Raw genomic sequence first — 12175 nt, 5'->3', positions numbered from 1 at the left:
AGGGATAATATGTCTGAATCGATTCTGTCAGTATCAGAGCTGACACGTTATATAAAAGGATTACTCGAAACAGACAACCTACTCCCAGATACGTGGATACGGGGAGAGCTCTCTAATTTTAAGCAGCATAGTCGAGGACATATGTATTTTTCCGTTAAGGATGAGAACTCCCGGATTCAAGCAGTGATGTTTGCAGGTCATAATCGCTTTTTGGCGTTTAAACCAGAGAACGGAATGAAGGTTTTAATTCGTGGAGAAGTGAATGTATATGAACCATACGGGCAATACCAATTATATGCAAAAGAGATGCAACCCGATGGTATTGGTAGTTTATACTTGGCGTACGAAAAGCTAAAGGCCTCTTTAGAAGAGGAAGGATTGTTTTCACCATCAAGAAAAAAAGCAATTCCTTCGTTTCCTAAACGTATTGCTGTAGTAACATCACCAACTGGAGCTGCTGTTCGAGATATTGTAACGACTTTAAAACGACGGTATCCAATTGCACAAATTACATTACTGCCCGCGTTAGTACAAGGTGACCACGCCCCAGATTCGATTGTTCATGCGATTAAACAAGCGGATGCAGCTGGTGTATTTGATGTTCTTATTGCTGGTCGAGGTGGCGGATCTATTGAGGAACTCTGGGCTTTTAATGATGAACAAGTTGTGCGTACGATAGCAGCGGCAAATGTTCCGATTATCTCTGCAGTAGGACATGAAACAGATTTTACAATTAGCGACTTTGTTTCTGATTTACGTGCGCCTACGCCAACAGCAGCAGCTGAATTAGCTGTACCAAACCGCCTTGATTTATTGCAAAGAACGGTTACGCAAAAACAGCGTCTGCTTATTGGTATGCGTGAGCGGGTGAAACAGGAGAAACGTCAGCTTGAACGATTACAGAAATCCTATGCATTTAAATATCCTGCACAGCTTATCCGGCAAAAGGAACAGGAATTAGATACTCGAATAGAGCAACTCAAACGATCAACAGAACGAGTTGTTGAGAAGAAAAAAACGGCGTATCTTCAATTAACAAAAACAGTACATTATTACCATCCAAGTGAACGAATAAAGCTAATGCAGGACAAGCTGTTACGCCACAAGATCGCATTGAAAAAAGAATCAGAACAAATTCTTACGAGAAATCAACAGCGATTTTCAGGCATTGTACAGCAGCTTCATTTGCTAAGTCCGTTACAAGTTATGAGTCGTGGATATAGTCTTGCCTATCAGCAAATCACTGGAGAGTTAATAAAGTCAGTGGATCAAGCTGAACCTGAGGAAATGTTAGAACTGCAAGTAACGGATGGAACCTATATCTGTCAAATCACTGGGAAAGTAAAAAATCAACCAAGGAGTGATACGGATGGCAAAAAAAGAAGAGACCATTAGCTTTGAAGATGCAATGGAAAAGCTTGAGGAAGTTGTTGATAAGCTTGAACAAGGAGATGTACCCCTTGAGCAAGCGATAGAAATGTTTCAACAAGGTATGGATCTATCGAAGCAGTGCCATGTGAAACTTGAGCAGATTGAAAAGCAAATGGATCAAATCCTTCATGAAGATGGTGAGTTGGAAGAGCTTGATCTAAGTGGGGAGGATCAGGAGTGACAGCAGACCTTCAGCTTTTTATGGAAGAATCAAAAAAAGAACTAGAAGCTAGCCTTTATCGTTACATAGACGCACTACAAACTCCAGAGTCATTAAAGAAATCAATGATTTATTCCCTACAAGCAGGTGGCAAACGAATTAGACCTGTACTTTTACTGGCTGTACTTAAAGGGTTTGAACAACCAATTGAAAAGGGAATAGAGGTTGCATGTGCGATTGAGATGATTCATACGTATTCGTTGATCCACGATGATTTACCAGCTATGGATGATGATGATACCCGTCGTGGAAAGCCAACTAATCATAAGGTTTTCGGTGAGGCTACAGCTATTTTAGCTGGCGATGCATTGCTTACATATAGCTTTCAGCTTGTTTCAAGTATTTCAGAAGAACCGGAACGTGTCGTTTCATTGATCAATGAGCTCTCACGCGCTGCAGGTGCACCTGGAATGGTTGGAGGTCAAGTTTCGGATATGGAAGGTGAGAACAAAGATCTCACTATCGAGGAACTAGAATATATTCACGATCATAAAACCGGTGATTTGATGATCGTATCGCTTGTAGCAGGCGCAATCCTTGCAGGAGCATCCGAACACGATCTATCAAATCTTCGTCACTTTGGACGAGAATTAGGTCTGTTATTTCAAATAAAAGACGATATCCTTGATATTGAAGGTGACGCAGATATTATTGGTAAACCTGTAGGAAGTGATGCTAGTAATAACAAAGGAACGTATCCAAGCATCTTGGGAATGGTTGGAGCAAAGGAAAAGCTAACGCATCATCTTGAGGCTGCCCTTTCATCGCTTAAAAAAGTGGATATGGATCATTCCGTATTAGAGGAATTGACGAAATATGTAGCATTCCGTAATCATTAATGTTAGCTTGGTCTCAAGCGATTCCACTTTGTTGGATCGCTTTTTTTCTGAGTAAAAGCATGTGAGAGAAGATTAGATTTGGGGTAATGGTTCAATTTTTGATATACTAAGAGCACAATATTAGATTAAATACTGACAATCATCCATATCTGATGAGATTATGGATACTAAATTGTACGATAAGTTTGAGTCGAAAGTGGGGATTATGCTAATGAGGTTAGAAGACCTTCAAAATCCAGCTGAAATTAAAGACTATTCCAAAAAAGAATTACAGGAATTGTCGAAGGATATTCGGAGTTTTTTAATTGAAAGATTATCTGTAACCGGTGGGCATTTAGGACCTAACCTAGGAGTGGTGGAACTTACAATTGCCCTTCATTATTTGTTTGACAGTCCTAAGGACAAGTTTATTTGGGATGTTGGACATCAAGCCTATGTACACAAGATTTTAACAGGAAGAGCAGGGCAATTTGATACATTGCGGAAATTTAAAGGACTGTGTGGATTCCCTAAAAGAAACGAAAGTGAACACGATGTTTGGGAAACTGGACACAGCTCTACGTCGCTTTCTGCAGCGATGGGTATGGCGACCGCTAGAGATATTAAAGGAACGGATGAGAGTGTTGTAGCGATTATCGGTGATGGTGCTTTAACTGGTGGGATGGCATTTGAAGCATTAAACCATATTGGCCATGAACAAACTGATTTAATTGTTATCTTAAATGATAATGAAATGTCGATTGCTCCAAACGTAGGAGCCTTACACAGTGTACTAGGACGATTACGTACTGGTGGTAAATACAATCGTGCAAAAGATGAAATTGAGAGCTTTATTAAAAAGATTCCTGCTGTTGGCGGCAAGTTAGCTTCTACAGCTGAAAAATTCAAAGACAGTATGAAATATATGGTTATTCCAGGCGTGTTTTTTGAAGAGCTTGGTTTCACATATTTAGGTCCGGTTGATGGACATGATATGGATGATCTAATGGATAACTTAAAATATGCCAAGAAAACAAAAGGCCCGGTATTAATTCACCTGATTACGAAAAAAGGTAAAGGATACGAGCCGGCTGAGAACGATGCAAAGGGAACATGGCATGGTCTTGGACCGTATAAAATCGAGTCTGGAGAAGTTGTCTCTAAACCAGGACCTCCAAGCTATAGTGGCGTATTTGCAAAAACGTTAATTAAAAAAGCAAGAACAGATAAACGAATTGTTGGAATCACTGCTGCAATGCCTGGTGGAACTAAGCTAGATGCCTTTGGTGCTGAGTTCCCTGATCGGATGTTTGATGTTGGAATTGCAGAACAACATGCAACAACTATGGCAGGTGGACTAGCTACTCAAGGATTAAAGCCTGTGTTTGCTGTGTATTCAACATTCCTACAAAGAGGCTATGATCAGCTTGTTCATGATATTTGTCGTCAAAACTTAAATGTTGTGTTTGCAATTGATCGTGCCGGGTTAGTTGGAGCTGATGGTGAAACACATCAAGGTGTCTTTGATATTGCTTACCTGCGCCACTTACCAAATATGACAATCTTAATGCCAAAAGATGAAAATGAACTTCAAAATATGCTTCATACGGCTTTAGAATATGATGATGGACCAATAGCTGTTCGTTACCCAAGAGGAAACGGATATGGGATTGAAATGGACGAAGAATTCCAAACGTTACTTATTGGAAAATGGGAAACTGTACAAGAGGGAACTGATGGCTGTATTCTGACATTTGGAACGATGCTTCCTGTCGCGGAAGAAGCAGTTAAGGCATTGCAATCAGAAGGCTTATCAATCCGTATCGTCAATGCAAACTCAGTCAAACCATTGGATATTGAACTGCTAAACAAACTTGCAGAAGAAAAAATCCCAGTTATGACGATTGAGGAAACAGCTCTTCAAGGTGGTTTCGGTAGTGCGGTTCTTGAACACTTTAATGAACATGGTTATCATAACGTTGAAGTGAGACGCCTGGGAATTCCGGATGAATATATTGAGCATGGAGATGTTCCGCAACTGCTTGATGAAATTGGTCTAAATGCAGAAACCGTTAGTAGTCAGTTAGTTGAGCTAATTCCGGCTAAACAGAAAAGAGCTTGATCAGTGAAAAAAGAACGAATTGACACTTTATTAGTGGATCGAGGTTTAATTGAATCGCGAGAAAAAGCCAAGCGTGCTGTAATGGCAGGCTTGGTTTACTCTGGGACAGAGCGACTGGATAAACCAGGTATGAAAATCGACGCTTCGGCACCACTTGAGGTCAAAGGCCAGTTAATGCCGTATGTCAGTCGAGGTGGATATAAGCTTGAAAAAGCACTAGACGTTTTTGAAGTCGACGTACAGGATAAAATCATGCTTGATATTGGCGCTTCTACTGGAGGTTTTACTGATTGCGCCCTGCAAAATGGTGCATCTCTTGTTTATGCACTGGATGTAGGCTATAACCAGTTGGCTTGGAAGATTAGACAGCATGAACAGGTTGTTGTAATGGAGCGAACCAACTTTAGGTATGTTAAACCTGAAGATTTAATAAAAGGTTTGCCACAGTTTGCGAGTATTGACGTTTCCTTTATCTCGTTGCGTTTGATTTTGCCAACACTTAAAACGGTATTATGCGCTGGTGGTGACGTATTGGCCTTAGTGAAACCTCAATTTGAGGCTGGACGTGAACAAGTTGGTAAAAAAGGCATTGTAAGAGATCCTGCCATTCATCAGCAGGTTCTGCAAAGAATCATGGATGCTGCCACTTCAGAAGGTTTTCATGTTCGTGGAATTGATTATTCCCCGATCACTGGAGGAGAAGGTAATATTGAATTTTTAATGCACCTTTCGTTACCTTTTCATGAAAATGAAACACTTGAACAACTCAATACGTCAGTCATTCAGGATGTTGTAGAAAAGGCACAACAGCTTGTTTAAAAAAGAGAGAGCTTGGCTCTCTCTTTTTTGAAATGAGGTCAACTATTGTCATGACGGGCAATTCATATCATAATGGATCTTAAGTGAGCTCGGTAAAAACTAAGAAAAGGTGAGTCGAATGAATAAAGGACAACGTCATATTAAGATCAGAGAAGTGATTGCTAATCAAGCCATTGAAACGCAGGAAGATCTTGTCGATTATTTAAAAGGCTTGGGCTATAATGTCACTCAGGCAACAGTATCACGTGATATAAAAGAGCTTCACCTTGTTAAGGTACCGATGCAGGACGGTCGTTATAAATATAGTTTACCTGCTGATCAGCGCTTTAATCCGCTACAAAAATTAAAGCGAAGCCTAACGGATAGCTTTATCAGCATCGATACAACGGATAATCTTATTGTGATGAAATGTTTACCAGGAAATGCAAATGCGATCGGTGCACTAATTGATAATCTAGATTGGGAAGAGTTAATGGGTACGATTTGTGGAGATGATACCTTATTAATTATCTGTAAAAATAAAGAAGACGGAGAGCAAATAAGTGCTCGTTTCTTAGACATGTTATAAGGTGGGGAATTCATGTTAATTGAACTTTCAGTGAGGCATTTTGCCATAATTGAAGAGCTAACGGTTCCATTTGAAAATGGTTTAACCGTGTTAACTGGAGAAACTGGTGCAGGCAAATCCATTATTATTGATGCCATTGGCTTGCTGCTTGGCGGCCGTGGATCTGCGGAATTTGTTAGACATGGTGAGACCCGTGCGGAAATAGAGGGTCTGTTTGCAGTCGATAAAACACATCAGGCGGTGATCAAAGCCGCAGAACTTGGTATACAGGCTGAAGATGAGTTGATTTTACGTAGAGAAATGACCAGTCAAGGGAAAAGTATATGCCGTATCAATGGCAAGCTTGTTACACTCGGTATTCTTCGTGAAATTGGTCAATCTTTAGTTGATGTGCATGGACAACATGAGCATCAATCGTTGATGCAACCAGATAAACATCTGCGTTTTTTAGATCAATATGCTACAAAAAAATTGCAAGCTACTCTACATGAATATCGTGAATTATATGAAAAAGCACAAACAATTAACAAACAAATTCGCAATTTAAGCGAAAACGAACAAGAGACCGCTCAACGGATTGATTTATTGCGTTATCAACTTGATGAAATTGAAAAGGCTGAGCTTAAACCAAACGAGGATGATGAGTTAGAACAGGATCGTAAGCGCTTAGCAAATAGTGAGAAGCTATATACGCTTCTAAGAGACAGCTATGAGCGCTTATACGGAGATGGACAAGCTCTTGATGCTATTAACGAAAGTGCGGCTAATCTAGAGAGTGCGGGAGATTTGGATGTTAATCTGAAAAACCTGCATGAAACGGTAAGCAGCAGTTACTTTATCATGGAAGAAGCTGCTTTTTCAATTAGAGAAAAGATGGAACAAATCGAATTTGATCCGGACCGACTTGAGCTCATTGAAAATCGTTTGGCTGAAATCCAACAGCTTAAGCGTAAATACGGCACTACCGTTGAAGAAATTCTCGAATACGCATCACGTATAGAAGAAGAACTGGATAGCAAACTTAATAAAGATGATCGACTACATTCTTTAAACCACGAGTTAGAAGTTATTCTGCTTGATTTAGGGGTAGAAGCTCAGGCTTTAACTAAAATAAGAACAAAAGCAGCCACTAAGTTAACAGAAGCAATTCATCAACAATTGCGAGCATTATATATGGAAAAAACGATTTTTCATATTGATATTAAAAGTCGAGTACCAGAAAGCAATGACATCTCCGCTTTTTCCGTGCATGGAGTGGATCAGGTTGAATTTTTTATTTCAACCAATCCAGGAGAACCAGTAAAACCGTTAGCTAAGGTTGCCTCTGGTGGTGAAATTTCAAGAATTATGCTTGCAATCAAATCGATTTTCTCTGCTCATCAAGGTGTTACCTCTGTTATTTTTGATGAAGTGGACACAGGTGTTAGTGGTCGAGTTGCTCAAGCGATCGCGGAAAAAATATATACCATTGCCTCAGGCTCTCAGGTTTTATGTATCACTCATTTACCACAAGTAGCAGCAATGGCAGACCAGCATCTGTATATTACGAAACAAGAATTCAAAGATCGAGTATCAACTTCTGTCACCGGTTTGGCAGAGCATTCAAAGATTGAAGAATTAGCCAGAATGATTTCAGGTGTTGAAGTGACTGAGTTAACCAAAAAGCACGCAAATGAATTATTAGAGCTTGCCAACCAACATAAACAGGCTTAAGTGACTATTCATACAAAAGCTACCCAGTTAAGGGTAGCTTTTTCTGTTATATGCAGTTATAAATGTGACGTCATGAGGCAACATTAATAGTACAGCCACAAGAGGTGTGGGTTGGGAGCTAGGAGAGTGAAGAATTTGAAGGTAGAAGGAGTGCGTATTATTGTTGGCATCTTGCTTATTGCAGGAATGCTGTTCGTCGGGTTTTCAAATCCGATAAAAGAATGGGCCCACATCCCAACAACCATATCTGTGTTTTCTGGGGAGAAACTTACATTTGAACACCCTAAAAATGTCACGCTTGATTTTACAAGTGGATCTGTTTTAAATAAACAAGATGGCGAGTCCATCACTGCGGTGGCAGAAGGCAAACAAAACGTTGTATTTAGCGCAGCTGGTTTCCCAGTTAAATCAATGAACGTTAATGTTCTTCCAGAGCAAAAGGTGATTGCAGGTGGACAATCAATTGGTGTGAAGTTAAATACTAAAGGCGTGTTAGTTGTCGGTCACCATTTAATTAAAACAAATTCAGGTGAAATCTCACCTGGAGAGACTGCAGGTATTGAAGTAGGAGATATGATCACAAAAATCAATGGCGTACCAATTGAAAAGATGAGTCAAGTTTCTAAAGTTGTTCAGCAAGCAGGTGAAGATGAACAAGAACTTCAAATCGAAGTAAATCGGAACCATCAGCCACTTAATAAAACATTGCTTCCAATAAAAGCAAGTGGAGAGCAGTCATATCGAATGGGTTTGTTTATTCGAGATTCAGCAGCTGGTGTTGGCACCATGACTTTTTATGACCCAGATACTAAGAAATTTGGCGCGTTAGGACATGTTATTTCTGACTCAGATACTCATAAACCGATTGCGGTTCATGATGGAGAAGTATTACGCTCTTCGGTCACATCGATTGAAAAAGGAGCCCATGGAGATCCCGGAGAAAAGCTTGCCAGTTTTTCAAAAGACCGAGAAATACTTGGTAACATAAATAAAAATAGTTCTTTTGGTATTTTTGGAACATTAAACAAAGCGAACCTGAAAAATGATATCATGGATAAAGAGTTACCTATAGCTATGTCCAATCAGATAAAAGAAGGTCCGGCCAAAATCCTCACAGTTGTTAGTGGAGAAAAAGTCGAGGAGTTTGATATTGAAATTGTTAATGCCATCCAACAGAAGCAACCAGCAACAAAAGGTTTGGTATTAAAAGTAACCGATCCTAAGCTGCTAGAAGCAACAGGGGGCATTGTGCAAGGTATGAGCGGAAGTCCAATTATTCAAGATGGTAAATTAGTTGGGGCCGTTACACATGTCTTTGTGAATGATCCAACCTCAGGCTACGGTTGCCATATAGGATGGATGCTTGAAGAAGCAGGAGTAATGGGCAATCCACAACAGGCTAAGGCGAGTTAACTCGTTTAGCCTGTTTTTACTATTCTAAGATATTATTTATCGTCTCATAAATAATATTCGACAAATTTATATATTTTTTTATACATATAATCGAAAGGGCGCGAATAACAAAGAATAATTAAGTATTTGTAAAAGAAATAGGTTTATTTTAAAAACTTAAAGGACTTACAATCAAACTGTCGAATTATTTATATACAGAAAAATTACACTTGAATATGAGGAGGATGTTTTGTGGAAAAAATAAAAGTATGTGTTGTAGATGATAATCGGGAGTTAGTAAATTTATTAAGCGAATATATCTCGGCTCAGGATGATATGACAATAGCCGGTGTTGCATATAATGGACAGGAATGCATTAGCTTAGTGGAAGACAAACAGCCAGATGTACTTCTTTTGGATATCATTATGCCTCACTTGGATGGTTTAGCTGTTCTAGAACGAATTAACACAGGCAACGGCCACAAACCAAATATCATTATGCTGACTGCATTTGGTCAAGAGGATGTCACCAAAAAAGCAGTAGACCTTGGAGCTTCCTATTATGTATTAAAACCATTTGATATGGAGATTCTTATCGCAAAAGTTCGAGAAATCGGTGGCAAAAAAGCTGGATTTACTCAAAAATCATCATCATTCTCATTTAGCCAATCGGCAAGACCGGAAAAACGTTTTAACCTTGATGCAAGTATCACAGCAATTATCCATGAAATTGGTGTACCGGCGCATATCAAAGGATACATGTATCTGCGTGAAGCCATTACGATGGTTTACAACGATATCGAATTATTAGGATCGATTACAAAAGTACTCTACCCTGATATTGGAAAGAAGTTCAACACAACATCTAGCCGTGTAGAACGAGCGATTGAAGTAGCTTGGAGCCGTGGTAACATTGAATCCATCTCAAGTCTCTTTGGTTACACCGTCAGCCAGTCAAAAGCCAAACCAACAAACAGCGAGTTCATCGCGATGGTGGCCGATAAGTTGCGAATTGAGCATAAGGTTGGTTGAGTGACGTTTTAACCTATTATATCAAGGGTTATAAAAATTGGTTTAAATTGTAAATCATACACGCATGACCAATAAACATTCTTGTAAGGCTATAAACATCTTATAAGGATAACATTTAAGGGCGGTATACAGAATCTAAGCTGTATACTCCCCTTTTTCACTTTATTCCATCCAATCGTCACCATAATCCACAAAGTAAGACCATGCTTCCATATTAGCTATATTATCGTATTGCTCTTTAGGAAATGGGGGATAATCTGCTTCAATCTCTTTTTTAGATCCAAGCTTGTAATTTATTTTCTAAACCTGCCGTTAAACCACCAATAAGGTCTCCATTATCATTATAAAACACAAAAGCTGAAGTAATGGCTACAGCGTCAATATCTGTACCATTCACTATATATGCTGTTGCTTTCAATGTAGGATCTGTATTATAAGTAGGACTTTCTATATTTAGTTTCGTTGAATCATAATGGGACAATAGTATACCCAAATTAAGTTCGGCATAATCAAAGTTATCTACATCTGCATCATGATCAGAGGTATACATTCTAATCAAGCTTTTTTCGCCCGCATTGAGAGTATTAGGGGAAACGCTCAAAGCACCTTCACTAACCGCAGCTACGCTTCCGTCTTTATTGTAAAAACTGACAGTGTGAGGAAAAATATCTATAGTTACTTTACCTGTATTAGTTACTAGTGCGTAATAGCTATACTTTCCTAAACCACCAGTTTCTATCTCATTCCACGCATACGCTACTTCTTCAATTTCAAAATCAATTAATTTCTCTTTAGCTTCATAAGCTGCTACCCATTCTTCTTCAGACATTGATGATCTGTCCTTAAGATCTACATTTAGTAATTCATTTTCATCTTCTTGAATGCGTTCCTCAATATCTTCATTTTCATTCTGAGATTCTTCGGTATTTCTTTCATCACTAGTTGTTTTAGTTGTATTACTTGAAATAACATCTGATAGTTCTGTATTTGTATGTTCTTCATCATTTCCACACGCTGTAAGGAAAAAACCTATAGATAAAACTAACGTTCCTATTAAACATTTCTTCAAAAAAAGCCCTCCGGTTGATAAGTTTCTTTAGTGAAAACTTAAACAGAATTTAAACCATTATAATGCAAATAATGGTTATTTCTAGTGTTATTATAGAGCGATTGTAACACGAGACTATATTTCTAGATAGGGAGCGAAGTGATGATTAAGAATAAACCATGTATGAGTTTCTCCTTATAAATTTCTTGCACTTTACTTTTAGCAGCTTGTTCAGGTTCTCAATCGTCACTAAGGAGAAAGTGATTTTAGAAAAAATTAGATATATCTCCCCTATAAAATCGATACATATATAAGTACAAGATTACTTTTTTGGTTAGGGGAGAGTTTATTGAGGAAGTCTCGTTCAATTGTGTTTTGTTTAATTGTAGGGATTAGTATGGTAATTGCGTTAACTGCTTGTAGTAAACATGATGCTGCAGATGCATTTTTTGAAGCACCTCAGCCTGAGGATGAAGGTTTTTTAGACTACTACGGCTTAGAAAATCCATTTGATCATGAGTATACGATTAATGAAGAGCTAAAAATGGTATTTGATGGACGTGATCCAATCATGATGGACGAGTATAGTGTTCAATATGCACCATTGCTCGAGGATGGTGGGGTTTGCAGTGCATGGATTTGTTTAGCTCCAAGCAGCTTGCCAGGCTCAGCTTATTTTGCAGAGGATGGATATATCTATGACCGCGAGACACCGGGTATCTGGGAGTTTGAGTGGGATGAAAATCAAAAAGAGAAATGGACACTGCGAAAATTTCACACAAAAGAGCCAGCTGATTGAGTCAGCTGGCTCTTTGTATGTGTGCAATAAAGTATGACTAAGAAAAACCTTTAAAAAACCACGACAAACGGGAGGCTTAGCAAGAGGATGACGTTGTAAGTAAGAGAGGTGCATCTTTAATCAAGACCGATCCCACATTGACCCAGAAAGAGTGTCAGATACAAATAGCAATCCTACATTGACCCAGAACGTGTGCCGGATATAAAGAGCAAA

General features: G+C 38.9%; 11 protein-coding genes. 10 read left to right on the top strand and 1 reads right to left on the bottom strand.

Going from position 1 to position 12175, the window contains the following annotated elements; translation table 11 throughout:
- Window positions 1-9 precede the first annotated feature (9 nt).
- The 9 genes from xseA to spo0A all read left to right on the top strand — a co-directional run bounded on the left by xseA (window position 10) and on the right by spo0A (window position 10115).
- Window positions 10-1395: an exodeoxyribonuclease VII large subunit gene (gene xseA / locus NDM98_RS05305; RefSeq protein ID WP_251605142.1), complete on the top strand. Its 1386-nt coding sequence runs from the start codon at window positions 10-12 to the stop codon at window positions 1393-1395.
- The gene (gene xseB, locus NDM98_RS05300; RefSeq protein WP_251605141.1) at window positions 1370-1612 is read left to right on the top strand and encodes an exodeoxyribonuclease VII small subunit; all 243 of its coding nucleotides are present in this window, start codon (window positions 1370-1372) and stop codon (window positions 1610-1612) included. Before xseA ends, xseB begins: the two co-directional genes overlap by 26 nt.
- Complete coding sequence (locus NDM98_RS05295; protein ID WP_251605140.1) at window positions 1609-2490, top strand: polyprenyl synthetase family protein; 882 nt, start codon at window positions 1609-1611, stop codon at window positions 2488-2490. The genes xseB and NDM98_RS05295 overlap by 4 nt, the downstream gene beginning before the upstream one ends.
- Window positions 2491-2701: 211 nt before the next feature.
- Window positions 2702-4591 (top strand): 1-deoxy-D-xylulose-5-phosphate synthase, encoded by a 1890-nt coding sequence (gene dxs / locus NDM98_RS05290; protein ID WP_251605139.1) that lies wholly within the window; start codon window positions 2702-2704, stop codon window positions 4589-4591.
- 3 nt (window positions 4592-4594) lie between these two features.
- Window positions 4595-5410, top strand: coding sequence for a TlyA family RNA methyltransferase (locus tag NDM98_RS05285; protein WP_251605137.1), 816 nt, complete (start codon window positions 4595-4597; stop codon window positions 5408-5410).
- Window positions 5411-5528: 118 nt separating this feature from the next.
- Window positions 5529-5978 carry a transcriptional regulator AhrC/ArgR gene (gene ahrC, locus NDM98_RS05280; RefSeq protein ID WP_251605135.1) on the top strand — a complete coding sequence of 150 codons (450 nt, stop codon included), beginning with the start codon at window positions 5529-5531 and terminating at the stop codon, window positions 5976-5978.
- 12 nt (window positions 5979-5990) lie between these two features.
- The gene (gene recN / locus NDM98_RS05275; protein WP_251605134.1) at window positions 5991-7691 is read left to right on the top strand and encodes a DNA repair protein RecN; all 1701 of its coding nucleotides are present in this window, start codon (window positions 5991-5993) and stop codon (window positions 7689-7691) included.
- Window positions 7692-7826: 135 nt separating this feature from the next.
- On the top strand, window positions 7827-9104 hold the full coding sequence (gene spoIVB, locus NDM98_RS05270; RefSeq protein ID WP_251608960.1) for a SpoIVB peptidase: 1278 nt from the start codon (window positions 7827-7829) through the stop codon (window positions 9102-9104).
- A gap of 231 nt (window positions 9105-9335) precedes the next feature.
- Window positions 9336-10115: a sporulation transcription factor Spo0A gene (gene spo0A / locus NDM98_RS05265; RefSeq protein WP_251605133.1), complete on the top strand. Its 780-nt coding sequence runs from the start codon at window positions 9336-9338 to the stop codon at window positions 10113-10115.
- A gap of 274 nt (window positions 10116-10389) precedes the next feature.
- On the opposite strand, the gene NDM98_RS05260 is transcribed toward spo0A, so the two are convergent.
- The gene (locus tag NDM98_RS05260) at window positions 10390-11184 is read right to left on the bottom strand and encodes a hypothetical protein (protein WP_251605132.1); all 795 of its coding nucleotides are present in this window, start codon (window positions 11182-11184) and stop codon (window positions 10390-10392) included.
- Window positions 11185-11512: 328 nt separating this feature from the next.
- Here NDM98_RS05260 and NDM98_RS05255 point away from each other — a divergent pair, with 328 nt between their 5' ends.
- Window positions 11513-11962: a hypothetical protein gene (locus NDM98_RS05255; RefSeq protein ID WP_251605131.1), complete on the top strand. Its 450-nt coding sequence runs from the start codon at window positions 11513-11515 to the stop codon at window positions 11960-11962.
- The last annotated feature ends 213 nt before the right edge of the window (window positions 11963-12175 follow it).

It is taken from the genome of Alkalicoccobacillus plakortidis (assembly GCF_023703085.1).
In the GTDB taxonomy this organism is placed as follows: domain Bacteria; phylum Bacillota; class Bacilli; order Bacillales; family Bacillaceae_D; genus Alkalicoccobacillus; species Alkalicoccobacillus plakortidis.
The sequence above is the reverse complement of the archived record's forward strand: the minus strand, read 5'-3'. Positions and strand labels throughout refer to the sequence as shown.

What these genes read in the sequence shown, in the direction of transcription:
- xseA (WP_251605142.1), top strand. Translation starts at nt 10, where the DNA reads ATGTCTGAATCGATTCTGTCAGTATCAGAGCTGACACGTTATATAAAA.
- xseB (WP_251605141.1), top strand. Translation starts at nt 1,370, where the DNA reads ATGGCAAAAAAAGAAGAGACCATTAGCTTTGAAGATGCAATGGAAAAG.
- dxs (WP_251605139.1), top strand. Translation starts at nt 2,702, where the DNA reads ATGAGGTTAGAAGACCTTCAAAATCCAGCTGAAATTAAAGACTATTCC.
- ahrC (WP_251605135.1), top strand. Translation starts at nt 5,529, where the DNA reads ATGAATAAAGGACAACGTCATATTAAGATCAGAGAAGTGATTGCTAAT.
- recN (WP_251605134.1), top strand. Translation starts at nt 5,991, where the DNA reads ATGTTAATTGAACTTTCAGTGAGGCATTTTGCCATAATTGAAGAGCTA.